The sequence below is a fragment of the Tengunoibacter tsumagoiensis genome (assembly GCF_003967535.1).
Lineage (GTDB): Bacteria > Chloroflexota > Ktedonobacteria > Ktedonobacterales > Ktedonobacteraceae > Tengunoibacter > Tengunoibacter tsumagoiensis.
Genome location: NZ_BIFR01000001.1, coordinates 2,399,619 through 2,418,162, shown reverse-complemented (window position 1 = coordinate 2,418,162; position 18,544 = coordinate 2,399,619). Strand labels below are relative to the sequence as shown.

13 protein-coding genes are annotated in these 18,544 nt (G+C 50.5%); 8 read left to right on the top strand and 5 right to left on the bottom strand.

Annotated elements, in window-relative coordinates:
• Positions 1–254: 254 nt before the first annotated feature.
• Positions 255–935 carry a translation initiation factor IF-3 gene (infC, locus tag EL628_RS09485; RefSeq protein WP_245994038.1) on the top strand — a complete coding sequence of 227 codons (681 nt, stop codon included), beginning with the start codon at positions 255–257 and terminating at the stop codon, positions 933–935.
• 309 nt (positions 936–1,244) lie between these two features.
• Complete coding sequence (locus EL628_RS09480; protein ID WP_126579714.1) at positions 1,245–2,663, top strand: S41 family peptidase; 1,419 nt, start codon at positions 1,245–1,247, stop codon at positions 2,661–2,663.
• A gap of 46 nt (positions 2,664–2,709) precedes the next feature.
• Here the strand turns inward: EL628_RS09480 and EL628_RS09475 are convergent, their stop codons facing one another.
• The 3 genes from EL628_RS09475 to glmU are packed head-to-tail and all read right to left on the bottom strand — an operon-like array spanning position 2,710 to position 6,510.
• Positions 2,710–3,633 (bottom strand): hydroxymethylglutaryl-CoA lyase, encoded by a 924-nt coding sequence (locus EL628_RS09475; protein ID WP_126579713.1) that lies wholly within the window; start codon positions 3,631–3,633, stop codon positions 2,710–2,712.
• Between the two features lie 2 nt (positions 3,634–3,635).
• Positions 3,636–5,069, bottom strand: coding sequence for a hemolysin family protein (locus EL628_RS09470; protein WP_126579712.1), 1,434 nt, complete (start codon positions 5,067–5,069; stop codon positions 3,636–3,638).
• Positions 5,070–5,085: 16 nt separating this feature from the next.
• Positions 5,086–6,510 carry a bifunctional UDP-N-acetylglucosamine diphosphorylase/glucosamine-1-phosphate N-acetyltransferase GlmU gene (gene glmU / locus EL628_RS09465; RefSeq protein ID WP_126579711.1) on the bottom strand — a complete coding sequence of 475 codons (1,425 nt, stop codon included), beginning with the start codon at positions 6,508–6,510 and terminating at the stop codon, positions 5,086–5,088.
• A 296-nt stretch (positions 6,511–6,806) separates the two neighbouring features.
• Between glmU and EL628_RS09460 the strand changes: the two genes are divergently transcribed.
• The 6 genes from EL628_RS09460 (at position 6,807) to EL628_RS09435 (ending at position 15,173) form a co-directional block, all read left to right on the top strand.
• Positions 6,807–8,357 (top strand): serine/threonine protein kinase, encoded by a 1,551-nt coding sequence (locus EL628_RS09460; protein ID WP_126579710.1) that lies wholly within the window; start codon positions 6,807–6,809, stop codon positions 8,355–8,357.
• Between the two features lie 222 nt (positions 8,358–8,579).
• Positions 8,580–10,187, top strand: a complete 1,608-nt coding sequence (locus tag EL628_RS09455; RefSeq protein WP_126579709.1) for a carboxyl transferase domain-containing protein — start codon at positions 8,580–8,582, stop codon at positions 10,185–10,187.
• A 109-nt stretch (positions 10,188–10,296) separates the two neighbouring features.
• Positions 10,297–11,283 carry a magnesium/cobalt transporter CorA gene (corA, locus tag EL628_RS09450; protein ID WP_126579708.1) on the top strand — a complete coding sequence of 329 codons (987 nt, stop codon included), beginning with the start codon at positions 10,297–10,299 and terminating at the stop codon, positions 11,281–11,283.
• 57 nt (positions 11,284–11,340) lie between these two features.
• Complete coding sequence (locus tag EL628_RS09445) at positions 11,341–12,144, top strand: enoyl-CoA hydratase-related protein (RefSeq protein ID WP_126579707.1); 804 nt, start codon at positions 11,341–11,343, stop codon at positions 12,142–12,144.
• Between the two features lie 69 nt (positions 12,145–12,213).
• The gene (locus EL628_RS09440) at positions 12,214–14,217 is read left to right on the top strand and encodes an acetyl/propionyl/methylcrotonyl-CoA carboxylase subunit alpha (RefSeq protein WP_126579706.1); all 2,004 of its coding nucleotides are present in this window, start codon (positions 12,214–12,216) and stop codon (positions 14,215–14,217) included.
• Between the two features lie 56 nt (positions 14,218–14,273).
• Positions 14,274–15,173, top strand: a complete 900-nt coding sequence (locus EL628_RS09435; RefSeq protein WP_126579705.1) for an NAD(P)-dependent oxidoreductase — start codon at positions 14,274–14,276, stop codon at positions 15,171–15,173.
• 798 nt (positions 15,174–15,971) lie between these two features.
• Here EL628_RS09435 and EL628_RS09430 read toward each other — a convergent pair.
• Together EL628_RS09430 and EL628_RS09425 are read right to left on the bottom strand one after the other, a co-directional pair.
• Positions 15,972–17,084: a site-2 protease family protein gene (locus EL628_RS09430; protein ID WP_126579704.1), complete on the bottom strand. Its 1,113-nt coding sequence runs from the start codon at positions 17,082–17,084 to the stop codon at positions 15,972–15,974.
• An 87-nt stretch (positions 17,085–17,171) separates the two neighbouring features.
• A complete protein-coding gene (locus EL628_RS09425; RefSeq protein WP_126579703.1) occupies positions 17,172–18,413 on the bottom strand; it encodes a competence/damage-inducible protein A in 1,242 nt (413 codons plus the stop codon).
• Positions 18,414–18,544: the final 131 nt, after the last annotated feature.

Sequence of the window (18,544 nt, the reverse complement as noted above, 5' to 3'; positions counted from 1 at the left end):
ATGAAGTGAGGTTGGGCCCGCCCAGGATTTTTGCACGCCCTTGCAAAGAGTCTGTGCACGTAGTATACTTGTACAGTCCGCTTAGTAGAGCATGTCTTCTTGCCTGGAACACCCCTCCGGCCTTGCTTGAACTGCGTTACACAACCATAGCACAAACACAACGCTATGAATACAAATAACTAGTTGCTATTAAAGAGGAGATTGGGCCTATCAATAAGGATTTTCGGGGAAATGATCGTCCACGTGAAACGCGCGTGAACGAACGCATTCGTGCACGTGAAGTACGCTTAATCGATGAGAATGGCGAGATGATGGGGGTTATGCCTCCTATGCGCGCTCTTGATATCGCTCGGGAGCGAGATCTGGATCTCGTTGAGATCTCACCCAACGCGATGCCTCCAGTCTGCAAGTTGATGAACTATGGTCGCTTTAAATATGAGCAGGCGAAAAAAGAGAATGAGGCGCGCAAAAATCAGAAGACGATTACGCTTAAAGAGATTCGTATGCGTCCACGTACAGACGACCATGACGTAGAAGTGAAAACACGTAAGATCCAGGAGTTTCTGGCTGACGGCGATAAAGTTCGCGTCAGTGTCCAATTCCGTGGACCCGATATGCGCCATCCTGACATTGGCCGTAAGCTTTTGGATGGGATCGCTGAAGATTTAAAGGGCATTGCGACCATCGAACGCTCACCTATCATGGAAGGTCGTATGATGTCGATGATTGTTTCTCGCGCCCCAGGCTGGGAGCCTCCGAAAAAACAGGCAGCTCCTACCACCGAGAAGAAAGCTTCCACTGAGCCCACCCAGACGGCTACAGCGAAACCAGATGATGAACCTGCACATGCGCCTGAGGCTGAAGAGGCCGCCGCACAAAACGACGATTCCGCTCAGAATAGTCAGACGCCTGAAGCCGAAGCCCCTCAAGAGTAAACGCGCTGGTACTGCTGTATTGCTTCCCTCTCGTATCCATCTATGGGAAGTCTTTTGAGGAGCCACCAATGCTGTGAAGAATGGAAGCAAGAAAAAAGAGGATCTCGTTCGCCTGAACGAGATCCTCTTTTTTCTTGCTCAGCAATGAATGGGTAACTTTATTTGACTTTTCTTCTATAGGCTACTAAGATAAAGGGACCAGGGACTTTTTAGGACCTTTCCTTGCCCACTTTTATATGCTGCAATCAAACACATAGCACGTTCTCTGAAATATACTTCTGGCTAGATCAGGACAGTAGGGAGTTTCGCGTGAGCAGATACGATGACCCAAGCTGGTATGAACAGCAACACAATCCACAACAGCCTTTATCCTCGCAACAGGTTCCAGATGATTTTGAACACTATCCCTTCCTTCCCAATGGAGCTGGTTCTCCAACAAGAGCATCCCTTGCTCCAACCAGGATCGAACGCTTTCAGCAGTTCATGAAACGAGCCGTTGGGATTCTCGCTCTGGTGGCAGTGGCTTTCTTTGCTGGCTGGTTTGGCCATCAATACTTTGGAAGCTACTTTACACAGGGCGATCAATCTCGCTACTATTCCGACCTCTTTCAGCAGGCCTGGGATCAGGTCGATCAGAATTACGTCGATCGCAAGGCTGTCGATTATAAGAAGATGTCCTACGCCGCTATTACCGCAATGGTTAACTCGCTTCAAGATACTGGCCACTCGCGCTTTATGGATCCACAGACGGTCTCTTCCGAAAATCAACAATTGAGCGGAAAATTTACCGGCATTGGGATCTATCTCCATCAAGATCCTACGACAAAGCAATTAATCATTACGTCTGCGGTGCCTGGGGCCCCCGCTGATAAGGCTGGTATTAAGCCAAATGATATTATTGTTGGGGTCGATGGCAAAAATACGGTGGGCAAAGATGTTGGTGGAGTCAGTGCCTTAATTCAAGGGAAAGAGGGGACGGATGTTACTCTGACCATTCAAAGGCCTGGGGTCGACCACACGCTCGATATTAAGATGACGCGAGCCGAGATCTCTGCTCAGAATGTGATTCTCCACTATATTCCCGAAAGCCACATCGCCCACATTCAAATTACCCAATTTTCGGATGGAGTCTCGAATCAGTTAAAAGATGCGCTGGCAAAGGCAAAGGGTCAGGGTGCAACAAAGATTATCCTTGATATGCGTGATAATCCTGGTGGCTATCTACCCGAAGCCGTTAATACAGCCAGTCTCTTCTTAAAAGATGGGAATGTGCTTCTGGAGCAGGATAACAAAGGCAATCGCACGCCCACGCCTGTCAATGGCAAACCTGTCAATACAACTGATCAGCTTGTCGTACTCGTCAATGAGAATTCAGCCAGTGCAGCTGAGATTGTTACTGGCGCTCTCCAGGATAATAAGCGAGCAACTGTGTTTGGGAAAAAGACCTTTGGGACGGGAACGGTTCTCTCGCAGATTAATCTTAGTGATGGCTCCGCCCTTCTCCTTGGAGTGAGGGAATGGCTAACCCCCAATGGACGCTTTATTCGTCAGGTCCCCAATGATCCTAATTCCGGAGGGATTATCCCGGACCATCCCGTCAATCAGCCAGCTAATGCCATCACTCTTACTCCCAATGAGGAGAATCAGGCAAATATGACGCTGGATCAGATCTTAAGTAGCAATGATGCTCAACTTAAGGCTGCCATTCAGTATCTCCAGGGAAAATAAGAGTTTGAAGGCCTCATGGTCTCAGTTCGACAAAGGCGAAGGCTCGTTATGGTTGAGCCTTCGCCGCTCGATAATATTTACTGGTTGGCTCATGAGTGAGGTATGGTGCAATGATGCTGGTGGCGGCGACAACCTTTGCAAGGTCAATAGTGGCGGCCAGACCCAGACCCTGCAACAGATAGATAAGATCTTCTGTCGCTAGATTCCCTGCCGCTCCTGGCGCATAAGGACAGCCTCCCAGTCCTCCGGCTGAGCTATCAATAATACTCACCCCCATCTGCAGGGCGGTCAGTACGTTCGCTAAAGCCGTTCCGCGCGTATCATGAAAATGAACCCCTATCTGCTCAAGTGGTATGCTCTGGTCGTCCAAAAAAAGATTGAGCAGATCAATAACGGCTCGAGGTGTCGCAACTCCAATCGTATCGCCAAGAGAGAGCTCTTCGACGCCCAATTCGATTAAGGCATGAGCAACGTGTAAGACCTGCTGTGGAGCAATCGCTCCTTCGTAAGGACAACCAAAGGCGGTAGAGATATACCCTCGAACTGCAATGCCGTCTGCTCTTGCTCTCTCAATGACTGGACGAAAATTGGCAAGACTCTCGGCAATGCTGGCATTAATATTATGCCGGGTAAAACTTTCACTGGCTGCTGTAAAAACGGCAATCGAACGTGTGCCTGCTGCCAGTGCACGCTCTAACCCTTTGAGATTAGGAACCAGGGCCGAATACTCAACTCCAGCTTTGCGCTGGATGTTCTGCATAACTTCACTGGCATCACTTAATTGAGGAATCGCATGTGGACTCACAAAAGAGGTGGCTTCAATAACAGAGAGACCAGCATCAGCTAACTGCTCAATAAAGCGCAGTTTGATCGCAGTAGGAATCTGTATCTGTTCATTCTGTAGACCATCGCGTGGACCAACCTCCACGATCTTGACGGCTACAGGCAGGTTGGTCCAGGTTGGCTCCATCGTCAGGCCCCTTTGTACTCTAACTGAGAGGATTGTTCAAGCAATGGCGTGTTCTCCTCCTCCTGAGTCACAATTGTACCAGGAGTTGGCAAAAGCAGAACAGCCGGTGTCTCTTCTACGGTGGACTTACGCTCAACACGGATCTTTGTAATACGTCGTCCCCGGGTGGAGAGAACCGTAAACGTGACATTCTCGAAGGAGATCGTATCACCAATGGTAGGAATTTTGTCTAGCTGTGCATAGACAAAGCCACCTAAGGTCTCGTAATCGGTATCATCGAGCTCCATCTCCAGCATTTGATTGAAGTCGTAGATGCTCATTTTAGCGTCGACGACATACTCGTTCTCGTTGATCTTTTCTGAAAGACTCTCTTCGTGATCATACTCGTCTTTAATATCACCAATGATCTCTTCAACCAGATCTTCGATGGTCACCAGACCTGCAACAGAGCCATATTCATCGACAACCATCGCCATGTGAATGCGATTCTGGCGCAATTCACGCAAGAGATCGTCCAATTTTTTGGTCTCTGGCACAAAGTATGCTGCCCGCACCAGATTACGAATTGGATAGTGTGCATGACCATCCCGCAATTGTTTGAGCATATCCTTGGTATAGAGGATGCCAATAATTTCATCGACTCCAATGGTCTCTTCATAGACTGGAATACGCGAGAAACCACCCTGGAGCGCCAGATCCACAGCCTCAGTGACCGTCGCGGAACTGGACAATGTGACCATGTCAATACGTGGCACCATGACCTCACGAGCAGTGGTATCAGCGAACTCAAAGATGCTATGGATCATCTCGGTCTCTTCTTCCTCCAGAACGCCTTCCTCTTCACCTACGGTTACCAGGAGCCTCAACTCCTCTTCCGTGACAAACGGGCCCCGATGCTTCATCGAGCCACCTAACAGGCGAACAAAAATGGAGGTGATGACGCTCAACGTCCAGACAAGCGGCCTGAGCAACCAGGCAGAGGCTCGTACAGCAGGATAGAGTGTACGCGCCCAGCGCAGGGGATTCTGCACAGCGGCTGTCTTAGGAGAGATCTCACAGAAGATTAACACGACCAATGAGCTAAAGACCGAAGAGAGGAGCTCGCCCCAATTAGACGTGAAACGTAACGCCAGCACCGTTGCCATGCTTGAGGCAACGACGACTGCGACGCTATTAATCACAAGAATGGTTGAAAGAAAGACATTGGGCTCGGCCAAGAGTTGTTCAATCTTAGCTGCCACTTCATCACCTTCTTCAACCAGATTCTTCAGCTTGATTCGACTAATCGAGGTGAGGGCCGTCTCAGCTGCGGAAGCTAAAGCACAGAGGGCAAGGGCAACGACCATAATCGTCAGTTGCCACCCCGTCTGTGCATCAAATTGCGGAATGTGAAAGTCAATACCGGCGGCTAAGCTAGATAAGCCAGGGCCGTCCATAATATACACCTATTCCTTATTCGCCACCTTGTATAGCCGGAGTATCCTCAAGCTCACGCTTGCGCAGAACTTTGGCAGGCACTCCAACCACAACTGTCGCAGGTGGTACATCTTTCGTCACGACAGCTCCCGCTCCCGTATAGGCATCTTCACCAACGGTCACTGGAGCTACCAGTGTCGTATCGCAACCGATAAAGGCCCTATTGCCTATCGTTGTGCGATGTTTCTGTTTTCCATCAAAATTCGAGGTGATGGACCCCGCGGCAAAGTTGACGTGTTCGCCCACCGTTGCATCACCAAGATAGCTAAAGTGGTGCATATCCGTCTCCGCGCCAACGTACGAATTCTTGACCTCTGCGAAGTTCCCCATGCGCACTCCACGAGCGAGATACGCTCCAGGTCGGCAGTGGCTAAAGGGCCCCACACGGACTTCATCTTCCAATATAGCTTCCTCAAGCGCTGAGTTGCGAATGATACAGCGATCCCCAATTAAGGTCTGATCAATCGTCGTTCCCGGTCCAATACGACACCAGGAACCGATCGTGGTCTTACCGGTAATCACAGTCCCCGGCAAAATCACGGTATCACTCCCAATCTGAACGTCAGCATCTATATAGGTATTGGCAGGATCTTGAATCGTCACACCAGCATACATATGCTTTTCTAACACACGCTGGCGGACAATCTGTTCCGCTTCGGCCAATTGTACGCGATTATTAATACCAATGGTCTCTTCCAATTCGCCTTGCACAGTGGCAATTCTTCGCTCCTGTGCTCCAGCGATCGCGATCAGGTCGGTCAAATAGTATTCACCTGAGGCATTTCGTGGTAATGCTTGCAAGGTTGACCAGAGCCAGGCGCGCTGAAAGCAGTAGACTCCAGAGTTGACCTCGCGAATCTCTAACTGCTCGGGCGTTGCTCGCTTGACCTCGACAATCTCGCGCACTTGCCCGTGACTGTCTCGCACAATCCGACCATAATCACTGGGAAGTTCGGTCTGGGCTGTCAGAAATGTAATTGTCGCCTGCGTGCTGAGATGCTCTGTCAGTACACTGGCAAGGATCTCGCTACGCACCAGCGGTGTATCTCCATAACAGACCAGGACCGTCTCCGGCACTGGTTGTAAGGCATCTACAGTCACCTGGGCGGCCAATAAAGCATGACCAGTTCCCAGTTGCTCTTGTTGTACGGCATACAAACAACGTTCACCAAAGGCTGCGGCAATCTGCTCCCCTTCATGGCCCAGTACGACCACTGGACGATGGGAAGTAAGGCTCTCATGCAAAGAAGCGAAGGCAGATGTTGAGGGAATTGCCTCGACAGCAGTGAGGACATGGCCAAGCAATGGAATGCCAGCCAGCTGGTGGAGCATCTTTGGTAACGTTGAACGCATCCGCGTACCCTTGCCTGCGGCAAGCACGACGGTCGCATATGTATTCATCGTTTGTTGTACAAACCTTTTGTTTTTCATCGATCGGTTAGGGTGGAAACTCAACTTGTGTCCAAAGCTTCTCACCATACTTCTGTATACTACACTAAAACTGGTGGGGTTGTCAACGCTCTTTCGCCTTTTCTCTGCTATTATACACAAGAAATATACACAAGAATGTGATAGTGAGTTTTGAGAAATAAGTAATTCCATTGTTATCTATTAAACAAATTTAACGTTTTCTTTATTATAGGGCATCAATCTTTGCTCTCTCGTCTATTGTTAGCTTGCTTAAAGGACTTCAAACTTTGACAAAACAACTTCACGAGGTATTAGATCTTAGCCGCTGGTACCAACGATTATGGGCATCTGGGTCAGATTTCTTGTGGTTTCTGATTCAATTATCATTCCGTGTACGCCTCACTCTGACTATTTTGTCCTTTGCACTCTCGCTTCTTCTCTGCTTGATGCCGTTTCCACATGATTCCCAGCAGGCGTTTCTTCCTTTTCCACTCTTTTTTCTTCCCATTGCTCTGACGATCTGGTCATTTGGGAAATATATGGTGCTTGTGGTTCCTAAAATTGCGCTGCTTCTGGTGGTTGTGCTCTGTATGTGGGCGGCTCAGAGTGTTGTTCCTCCTCATACTTCACTCCTGACGTTCTTGTTCCTATTGCTGATCTTTTTGGGGGAAGCTCTGCTGATCTTCTCTCTGCGGACGCTGTTTATGCGTCGCCGGTCAGGGAAACACCTCATCTCCTCTTCGCAGAGATACTTTAGTCAGAGTCTCCCTCTTTCCCCCCCTCTCTACATCAATGAAGAGACACCTATCGTTGAATATGTGGGCAAGATTTTTGATGATTATCGCTTACTTCGTCTGTTAGGACAGGGCTCGTTTGGAAAGGTCTATCTGGGTGAACATATCCGTCACCATGGGCCAGCTGCGGTGAAGATACTGTATCCAGGGCTGTTACAAGGCAATTACAGACGTTTTATCGATGAGGCCAGTACGGCCTTCCGCCTGCACCATCCTGCGATCGTCGATCTGCTTGGCTTTGGGATCAGCCCTGAAGGGACACCATTTCTGGTGATGGAATATGCTTCCAATCAGACGTTGCGCAAACGTCATCCCAAGGGAGAGCGGTTGTCTTTACAGACGATCTGTTCCTATCTGACAGAGATTGCCCCAGCACTCCAATATGCCCACGAAAGACGTGTGATTCACCGCGATATTAAACCAGAAAATATTCTGCTTGGCTCTCAACAACAATTGCTGTTGAGCGACTTTGGGCTGGCTGTGATCATTCCTCCTGAACGCTCGCTTATGAAATTAGAGGTAGAAGGGACAGTAACCTATATCGCTCCAGAGCAGATTCGCGGTCGCCCACAGCCTGCCAGCGATCAGTATGCTCTCGCAATTATGGTCTATGAATGGCTCTCGGGGTCAGTGCCTTTTACAGGGGGGTCGCTTGAGATTATTCAAGATCATCTATCACAAACCCCGCCATCGCTCCTCATGCAGCGCCCGTCCCTCCCACCAACCGTAGAAAAGGTGGTCTTTCGTGCCCTGGCTAAAAATCCTCAGGAGCGCTTTCCAGATGTGATCTCCTTTGCACATGCCTTTTTAGCAGCTTGCCAGGATGCCTCCCATACAACCAATATGAATGAATGTTTTGCCTATGGCTCACACAAACAGAGGACAAACAGTATTGCTGGCACAGTTATGCTCGAGGAGAAGAGCAAGACGCCTCAAGTCCATCCTTATCAGACTGAGCCTTTGCCCTTGCAGAGCTCCGATCAGTTACCGATGGAGCAAACACTCAAAAAGCCGCTTCGCAGGCAACGCATTCGACGCTATTGAACCTTCGAAGAGCTCTGGTCTCTATCCTGAACTGCCAGTACAGTGAAAAGTTTCCGCTTTGCTCTATTGACAGTTCAGGTCTGCCTAAATGGTGAAAGACTTCTACCTTTCTCTTGACTCTACCAGGACAGAGTGCTATCCTGCACTAGAATAATTGATAGGAACTAGCTTAGATTGTATCGATGCTCCCCCAGCACCGTCGTTGAGAGGATACAAGCAACAATGGCTATCATTGAGACACATATTCAACGCGAGAGCCCCGAATTTCACACAAACTATGCTGCCTCCCAGACGCTCCTTATGCAGCTTCAGCAGCGCCTCCAGCAGGTTCAGCAAGGAGGCGGCGCTGAGGCAATTGCGAAACATCGCAAACGAGGCAAGCTCCTGGCTCGGGAACGCATTCAGCTCCTCTGTGATCCCGATACCCCTTTTCTTGAGCTCTCTCCTCTGGCAGCCTGGGATATGTATGAACAGGAGGCACCTTCCGCTGGTATTATTACGGGCATTGGGCTGATCGCAGGTCAGGAGTGCGTGATCGTTGCAAACGATGCTACCGTGAAGGGGGGAACCTATTATCCAATAACGGTCAAAAAACATCTTCGAGCCCAGGAGATTGCAGAACAAAATCATCTCCCCTGTATCTATCTCGTCGATTCAGGTGGTGCTTTTCTCCCACTCCAGGCCGAGGTCTTTCCCGATCGAGACCATTTTGGCCGCATCTTTTACAATCAGGCACGCATGTCCAGCCAGCACATTCCACAGATCGCGGTGGTTATGGGCTCTTGCACCGCTGGCGGAGCCTATGTGCCAGCCATGAGCGATGAGAGCATTATCGTACAGGGAACTGGAACGATTTTCCTGGGCGGGCCGCCTCTGGTAAAAGCTGCAACAGGCGAGGAGGTCAGTGCCGAAGAGCTCGGAGGGGCCGAGGTCCATTCGCGAACCTCTGGTGTGACTGATCATCTTGCCCTCAATGATGAACATGCCCTGGCCCTCTGTCGCAGTATTGTTACTCATCTCAATCGACGCTCCTATCAGCCATGGGAGGTCCATCCTCCACTCCCACCACGCTACGATCCAGATGAACTATTGGGCATTATCCCCAGCGATAATCGCAAAAACTATGATGTTCATGAAGTTATCGCTCGTCTGGTTGACGATAGCGATTTTCATGAGTTCAAAGCGCTCTATGGGACGACGCTGGTCTGTGGCTTCGCTCGCCTGATGGGGTATCCTGTTGGCATTATTGCCAACAATGGCATCCTGTTTTCGGAGAGTGCGCTCAAGGCAACCCATTTTATTGAGCTCTGTGTTCAGAGACGTACCCCCCTGATCTTTTTACAGAATATTGCTGGTTTTATGGTCGGTCGCCAATATGAGAATGGGGGAATTGCGAAGGATGGGGCAAAAATGGTGATGGCCGTAACAAATGCGCCTGTTCCACGCTTTACGGTCGTTATCGGTGGCTCATTCGGAGCTGGCAATTATGGTATGTGTGGCAGAGCTTACTCTCCACATCAGCTCTGGATGTGGCCCAATGCTCGCATCTCGGTGATGGGTGGACAACAGGCCGCAACCGTCCTGGCAACGGTACGAAAAGAGGGACTGGCGGCTAGAGGCAGATCGATGACTCCAGAGGAAGAGCAGGCGTTTATGCAGCCTATCCTGGATAAATATGAGGTCGAGGGAAATCCTTATTATAGTACAGCCCGGCTCTGGGATGATGGGATTATCGATCCACGCGATACCCGTACAGTGCTTGCCCTTGGCCTGGCCGCCTCTCTTCATGCCCCTATTCCAGAGGCTCCCTTTGGGGTTTTTCGCATGTAACGCTCAGTGTATGTACGCGTCCTGGTAGCTCTACGTATACTAAACGGGACTGTAAAGACTTTCCTCTGCTTCCAACTAAGCATGTACCAGGAGGATCATAGAATTAGCTATGCAACAACTTTTTATCTGGCACAATGGCACCTTGACCGCTGATGCCTCCGTAGAGGAGATTCATACCGCTCTAGAGGACAAACAGGCGGTCATCTGGCTGGATCTTCAGGTTGATGGGAACCTGGCTAAATACCGAGATCTGCTCTCTTCTGTGTTTAAACTCGCTCCAATCACTATCGAATCGATGGAGGAGCAAAAAGAGCGTTCTCGACTGGTTGAGCATCATACGTATTTCAATCTTGTCTTACATGGACTCACTTTTCAGCGAGAGACCGTTGAAGCCTCCACGCCTAAAATTGATATCGCCTTTGGGCACAATTTTTTGATAACGGTCCATCGCGAGGAGATGTCCTGGCTTAGTGGTCTTCTCAATGCCGCCCGTTCTAAAACGACTGAGGAACATCTTCTCGCGAAGGGGGTGCCCCGACTTCTTCATGCTATTCTCGACTCTCTGGTTGATAGCTACTTTCCTATTCTGGATGATATTGATGATCTGATTGATGAGTTAGAGGATGCAGCTGTTGAGAAAGCGAATACGACGGTTCAATCACAGATTTTTAATGCTAAGCGGACGATCGCTACTATGCGACGCGTGATTAGTCCACAGGTTGAGGTCTCTAATGCTCTCATTATGCGCACTGGCGATTTTATTCCAGGCGATGTAGAGCCTTATTTTTCTGATGTTCACGATCATCTTGTACGCACCTTTGAGATCCTGGATTCTTATCGCGATCTGTTGAGTGGCCTGTTGGATGTCTATCTCTCTACAGTCTCCAATAATCTTAATGTGATTATGAAACAGTTAGCGATTATTTCGACCATTTTTCTCCCAATTACCTTTATCACTGGTGTGTTTGGGCAGAATTTTGGTCACTCACCGCTGGTCGAGCACGATAATGGGTATAATTTCTGGTATGTTCTTGGATTTATGCTCATCATTTCGCTTATTCAGATCTGGTACTTCCACCATCGTCGTTGGATCTAATACTTCCACCATCGTCGTTGGATCTAGTGCTTATGCTGTATACATAAGGAGTATAGAATGACCGGGCCAGCTAATCTTTCCTATCTCACTCTTCATTATGCTTTTCAACAGAAGGTCGCCATTGTCACAATGAATCGGCCCGAGGTACGCAATGCCTTCAACGCTCAGTTCATTGCAGAGATGACGCAGCTTCTGACGGAGCTCAGCCTGGATGAAGGCTTGCATGCCGTTGTCCTGGCCGCCAATGGCTCTGCCTTCAGTTCGGGAGCGGATATTCAGATGATGCAGGAGGCTATCTCCTTTAGCAAACAAGAGAATATTCATGAGGCTCAACGCCTGATTGATCTCCTGCAACTGATCTATACCTTTCCCTGCCCTGTGGTAGCACGCATTCAGGGCGATGCTTATGGGGGAGGCTTAGGCCTTATTGCTGCCTGCGATCTGGCTATTGCAGCCGAGGGAGCTCGCTTCGCCTTTAGCGAGGTAAAGCTTGGCATTGCACCTGCTGTGATCGCTCCTTACGTCATACGCAAAATTGGGGAGTCTTATGCGCGTGTACTATTTGTCACAGGTGAACGCTTTAGCGCGACGCGAGCACAGCAGATTGGGCTGATCCATTCCATAGTGCCACCTGATCAACTGGATAACGCTCTCCAGAAGGCACTGACAGAGCTGGCCAGTAGTGCCCCGAAAGCGTTGAGAGCGTGTAAGGTCCTGGCTCTGACTGCTGGTCAGATGGATGATGCTATCGCCTATCACTCAACTGCTGAAACGATTGCTGGTCTACGCGCCAGCCCTGAGGGACAGGAAGGGCTACGTGCATTTCTCGAAAAGCGCCGACCTGATTGGCAGAATGCTTGATGTCCTGGCAGAATACTTTTAAGGGATGAGCTTACCCCGCAGGTCCGTTCGCCTGTCAAAGGAGGATGTATGTTTCGCAAGCTTCTTATCGCCAATCGTGGCGAGATTGCGGTTCGCATTATGGCAACCTGCCGCGAAATGGGGATTCGGACGGTGGCAATCTATTCGGAGGCTGACCAACACGCACGCCATGTCTACGAGGCCGATGAGGCCTATCTTGTGGGCTCTGCCCCTGCCCGTGAAAGCTATCTGTGTGGTGACCGCATTATTCAGATTGCACTGGAGTCTCAGGCCGAGGCTCTCCACCCGGGTTATGGCTTTCTCTCTGAAAATGCTGATTTCGCCGATGCCTGTCGTACGGCTGGTCTGATCTTTGTTGGTCCGACGGCGGAGTCTATGCGCCTCATGGGCTCTAAGATTGCAGCGAAACAATTAGCCCATTCCGCTGGTGTTCCAACTGTACCAGGGTATGTCAGTATTGACAGTGCGGACCAGCAGTCCGCAACGCTTCTCGCTGCCGCTCGCCAGCTTGGCTTTCCGCTGCTGATTAAGGCCTCGGCTGGTGGTGGTGGCAAGGGGATGCGCGCTGTTCATAAGGAAGAGGAGTTTCTCGATCAGTTGGCTGGGGCTCAACGCGAGGCGCTGGCGGCCTTTGGTGAGAGTACGGTCTTTTTGGAACGGCTTCTCATTCAACCGCGCCATATTGAGATTCAGATCCTGGCTGATGCCTATGGTCATAGCATTCATCTTGGCGAACGGGAATGCTCTATCCAGCGCCGCCACCAGAAGATCATTGAAGAGAGTCCCTCGCCGGTTCTCTCTCCAGAACTACGAACAGAGATGGGTCAGGCAGCCCTTCGCATTGTCCAGGCAGCCGGGTATCAGAATGCAGGGACGCTGGAGTTTATGCTCGATACTCAACAGCACTTTTATTTCCTTGAGATGAATACGCGCCTCCAGGTTGAACATCCTGTGACTGAACTGGTGACCGGGCTGGATCTTGTCCGACAACAACTTCTGATTGCCGCCGGGGAGCCACTTGCGATTACGCAGGAACAGGTCAGCCAGCGGGGGCACGCCATTGAAGTCCGGCTCTATGCAGAAGATCCTCTGCAGCAGTATCTCCCCTCCACTGGCACCATTACACGCTTTATCGCACCTTCAGGGCCTGGCATTCGCCTGGATAGCGGGCTCTCCGAACAGGATGAGATTACTCAATACTACGATCCCATGATCGCCAAGTTAATTGTCTCTGCCGAGGATCGCCTCAGTGCCATCAATCGTTTGCAGCAGGCCCTCAAGCGAACTGCAATCTTTGGAGTGACGACGAACCTCCCTCTCTTAATCGCTATCAGCAAACATCCAGCATTTGCGGCTGGCCTGACGAGTACCGATTTCCTGACGCACTATGAAGTCATTGAACAGCTACAAACTCCGCTCGTGCCAGATCAGGTTCTTGCTGCTGCTGCCATCTACGATCTCACATGGCACCAAGCAGCGAACAGCAATCGCTATCACAATCCCTGGCAGAATACCGGCCCATGGCGTCTAGCAGGGAACACACAGACACGCACCTATCATTATCAGGGTGAGCCACAAAAGATCGTTCTGACTCCCCGCATCCAACAATCAGGAAGCTGGCTCGTGCAACGTCCTGATCAGGAGGCGGAAGAGTTCCAGGTGGCAGCAATTAACGCGCACTTTCTGCTCCTGCGTCAGGGAAACAGCAATGCGTCCTTCTTTATCCAGCAGACGGCAACCGAGACACAGATCGCCTTTGAAGGTCACCTCTTTCATCTCCAGCGGCCTCAACCTCCTACCGTAGAGCAGACTGCGTATAGCGGCCTTGCAGTCAGTACGCAGACGGCTCTTACTGCTCCTATGGCGGGGACAATTATTAAGGTTCAGGTGCAGGTTGGTGATATAGTAGAAGCGCGCCAGGTTCTGATGATCCTGGGAGCAATGAAGATGGAGCATGCGATTACGTCATCGCACGCAGGGACGGTTCAACGCATCAACTATCGTGAGGGAGATGTCGTCTCCGGGGGAGCTCTGCTGCTTGAAGTAAGGTAATACCTCTCTCTTCTCTACTATTTGCCGTGGGGCAGATCGTGAAAGGATCTCTATTTATGCAGATAGGTTTTATTGGTATTGGGGTTATGGGGCGTCCGATGACCCTTAATCTCCTCAAAGCTGGTCATGAGGTGACCATTTTTGCGCGCCATCCCGAGAAGCCAGAGGTACAGGAGGTCCTGGCCGCCGGTGCCAGACTCGCTCCCTCTGCTCGGGCTGTGGCCATTGCGTCCGAGATAGTGATTACTATGGTCCCTAACTCAGCTCAGGTAGAAGAGGTTGTGGCTGGCTCACAGGGCATTCTTGAGGGGGCGCGTAAAGGTCTGATCATTGTAGATATGAGCACCATTGCGCCTTCGGTCAGTCGCAGTCTGGCGGAGAAGGCTCAGTCCAAAGGCGTCCATTTCCTGGATGCACCCGTGAGTGGTGGCTCTCAGGGGGCGATCAATGGGACACTGACCATTATGGCTGGTGGCGAGAAAGAGCATTTTGAGCACGTCCGGCCTGTGCTTGAGGCCATGGGAAAAAAGGAGAACATCTTTCATGTGGGCCCGGTCGGTTCAGGTGAGGTGATCAAGCTGGCTAATAATATTCTCGTTGGCACTATCGCTGCTGCGACTGCCGAGGCGCTGGTCCTGGGAGTGAAGGCTGGTGCCGATCTTGAGATGATGACAAAAATTATTGGGGCCAGTACGGGTTCCAGTTGGCAACTCAGCAATCAGTTTCCTCTTCGTGCCTTCAATGGCAGCTTTGAGCCTGGCTTTATGACCGATCTGCTCCACAAAGATCTTGGCCTGGCCCTGGATCTGGCCCACGAGAATGAGGTTCCACTCGCTATGACGACCCTTGCTCAGCAGCTCTATGAAGAGTCACAGCATGCTGGCTATGGACGGAAAGATTATACTTCTCTCCTCAAGGTCATCGAAACGCAGGCCAATGTAGAGGTCCGTAAGTAGGAAGCAAGCCAATAGACCATAAAGAATGGAATCAGACCCGGACACGAAAAAAAGATGGAAGGGTCTGTTTCCTGCTCCACCCCTCCGCTCGGTAAGCCCTCCATTGCTCAATTGGAAACGGTACATGGGGACAGGATGTTATGGAGGGGCGACCATGGTGGAGAGGCACGATTTGGAAGGAGACAAGCTACCTTCCCTACTTGTCTTGTCATCTTTTACTCGATTTCAGGTATAAAAAATGTAAAGTAGGGAAAGTCGCTTGTCTCTTTCCTCTCGTCCCACTCCGCTCTGTGAGCCCCTCCATGGCTCAATGGGAAACGGTAAATGGGGACAGGATGTTATGGAGGGGCTCACATTGTGGAGCTTCGAGATTTGGAAGGAGACAAGCGACCTTCCCTACTTGTATTGTCGCTTCAAGCACAAAACATGGCATTAAACATACCTTGCACTTTTAAGTAGGGAAAGCCGCTTGTCTCTTTCCTCTGCTCCCACTCCGCTCGGTGAGCCCCTCCATGGCTCGAGTGGACAATGGACAATGGGAAACGGTACATGGGGACAGGATGTTATGGAGGGGCTCACATTGTGGAACGGGAAATTCAGGAAGGAGACAAGCGACCTTCCCTACTTGTCTTATCTTATAATGCACTTATTACAGATATTGCGATGTAAAGTAGGGAAAATTGCTTGTCTCTTTCCTCTGCTCCCACTCCACTCTGTTCACCCCTCCATGGCTCAATTCGAAACGATGCTATGGAGGGGTGAACAGAGTGGAGATCCACCATTGACGAGAGAGACAGGCTACCTGATCGGCGCCAGTTGATGGGCAATCGACATTCCCAGATACAACACGCTCGCCAGACTAAAGTAAAGCACCGTCAAAATGACACGTGAACGCATTGGCACATCATAATAAGCATGATAATCGACCTGGGCCTCGGGCTCCTCAGGAGCCAGACCACGCGACCACAACTGCGTGGCAGCAATGACCACAAACATCAGCAACCAGAATGAGAAATTGCCATGATACCAGGACCAGATCTGATATCCTAACAGCAATAAAAAACCCACGATCCAGACACGTCTATCAATGGCTGCCAGCACACGGCCACCATCATATGGGATAATAGGCACGAGATTAAACAGATTCATCAAAAAACCAAAGTAAGCCAGAGCAGCCCACCCCCCTGGCATAGAGGGATGCATCTGTGCAATCCACAGACAGACACCCGAGGCCAGAGCCCCTGCTATCGGACCAGCTATCCCTACTTCGGCCTCGTCCTTTGCATTCTGTGGCATCTGCTTCATTGTCACCATAGCACCCATGAGGGGAATAAAGATCATGCCGCCAATCGGAATCTTTTTCAATTTCATCACAATGGCATGACCCATCTCATGAATAAAGAGCAGTACCACCAGCCCGATTCCGAATGCCCACCCAGAGATGAGAGCATAGGCCGCCATGGAGATCAAAGCACTTAAGCCTAGCATACCAAATTTGGCAAAGAGTACCAGTCCATTGAACTTTGCCAACCAGCCCAGGATCGCAGCTCCTAACCCACCCAATCCCGCTAACCTCTTCCGCTTCTTCCCCGACTGATAGTGTCCTTCTCGGGCCGAATCCCGCTGGACCTCGCCTGCATCATGCGTATACCCCTCCAGACTCTGGGGACCCAGATAGGGCTGCATTAATGGCTCATCCGGCACACCATAATAGGAAAGGTTGGTGTAGTCTACTGCACCAACCGAATCAAAGACAGACCCCTGTTCATTTCCCTCATCCGTTCCAGACTGTTCTGACGACGAGGGAATATTACTATATGAAGATGGGGACATATAATCATCATACTGTTTATAGCTGCGATACGCCTGCTGATCAGAGCGCTCGGTGAGATCATCGGGATACCGATCCACATTCAACCTCAGTTCTGTACAATAGAGATTGTTCTATTTCTTCTCTTATTCTAGCATATAGCAGCTAAAACAACTATCTACAGGGCCCTATTCAGGACTTACAGTACCCGCCAGATAACGCCGTAAGAGATTGAGAGCGGTCAGAACGGCATGGCGTTTGTTGTCTGCACGTCCACCACGCCAGCCCGGCCCCATGCATGTCACGATCCCCTCAGGCCCGGCTACTGCGATATACACCGTCCCAACAGGCTTCTCTTCCTGTTTGTCCGGGCCCGCAACGCCAGTGATTCCAATCCCAAAATCGGTCTTCAGCAGTTGACGCACCGCTGTAGCCATGGCGCGAGCCGTCTCTTCACTAATCACACCATAACGCTCTACAGTCTCCTTTGGTACGCCCATCTGTATTTTAACATCAGTACTATAGGATACAATGCCACCAATAAAGTGCTTTGAGCTGCTCTGAAAATCTGTGATTGTGCTGGCTAGCTGTCCACCGGTCAACGATTCCATGACGCTTAAGGTCTGGCCTCGCTCCTGTAAGGCTTTGCCAATCACACTGGCAAGGGTATCACCCTCGATGCCAAAGACATGCTCGCCCAGGATCTGACGAGCCCGCTCTTCCATCTCGGCGACCAGTTGCAATGCTTCCTCGCTGGTCTGAGCCTTGGCCGTGATACGCACATCAACGGCATCATTTTTGGCATAGGTTGCCAATGTGGGGTTTGTGTTATGGATGAGCTCGCCCAGTTCCTCCTCAACGGCTGCCTCACCCAGACCATAGACGCGCAGCAGACGCGTAAAGATCAGGCCACCAGTAAAGGCGCTGAGCTTCGGCACAACCTCCTCTTCCCACATCCGATACATCTCACGAGGAACTCCAGGCATGGCAACGATGATATGTCCATCTTTCTCAACCCACCAGCCTGGCGCACTCCCAATCGGATTGGCGAGCGCCTGTGCGGATGGGATCAAGGTTGCTTGCTTCACATTGCGCTCGGGCATCGGGCGGCTGGCATGGGTATAGCGAGCGCGGAGATTCGCCTCGAGCTGGGGATCAACCTGCATCTGCTCGCCTAGAAGAGCACTAATGGATTCACGCGTTGCATCATCCTCGGTTGGGCCAATTCCGCCCGTCATAATAATAAGGTCGGAGCGCTGCCAGGCTTTTTGCAATGTTTCGACAATCCGTCCTTGATTATCTCCAACTTGAGAGACAAAATAGAGATCAATGCCTAAAGTGGCTAAACTCTGTGAGAGATACGTCGCATTTGTATCAGTAATATGGCCTAATAATAATTCAGTACCACACGAAATAATTTCGGCTCGCATCAGTTCCTCCTGCCAGGACCGGGACCCATCAAAGATCCCCCTTTGGTACCACCTACCAGACTAGATGGTCATTTGCTTTTTGTATGCAGTGATATCATATCATATTGTCTCTCTCCACAACATGTTGTGCT

What these genes read in the sequence shown, in the direction of transcription:
- EL628_RS09475 (WP_126579713.1), bottom strand. Translation starts at nt 3,633, where the DNA reads ATGGAGCCAACCTGGACCAACCTGCCTGTAGCCGTCAAGATCGTGGAG.
- EL628_RS09470 (WP_126579712.1), bottom strand. Translation starts at nt 5,069, where the DNA reads ATGGACGGCCCTGGCTTATCTAGCTTAGCCGCCGGTATTGACTTTCAC.
- glmU (WP_126579711.1), bottom strand. Translation starts at nt 6,510, where the DNA reads ATGAATACATATGCGACCGTCGTGCTTGCCGCAGGCAAGGGTACGCGG.
- EL628_RS09455 (WP_126579709.1), top strand. Translation starts at nt 8,580, where the DNA reads ATGGCTATCATTGAGACACATATTCAACGCGAGAGCCCCGAATTTCAC.
- corA (WP_126579708.1), top strand. Translation starts at nt 10,297, where the DNA reads ATGCAACAACTTTTTATCTGGCACAATGGCACCTTGACCGCTGATGCC.
- EL628_RS09445 (WP_126579707.1), top strand. Translation starts at nt 11,341, where the DNA reads ATGACCGGGCCAGCTAATCTTTCCTATCTCACTCTTCATTATGCTTTT.
- EL628_RS09440 (WP_126579706.1), top strand. Translation starts at nt 12,214, where the DNA reads ATGTTTCGCAAGCTTCTTATCGCCAATCGTGGCGAGATTGCGGTTCGC.
- EL628_RS09435 (WP_126579705.1), top strand. Translation starts at nt 14,274, where the DNA reads ATGCAGATAGGTTTTATTGGTATTGGGGTTATGGGGCGTCCGATGACC.
- EL628_RS09425 (WP_126579703.1), bottom strand. Translation starts at nt 18,413, where the DNA reads ATGCGAGCCGAAATTATTTCGTGTGGTACTGAATTATTATTAGGCCAT.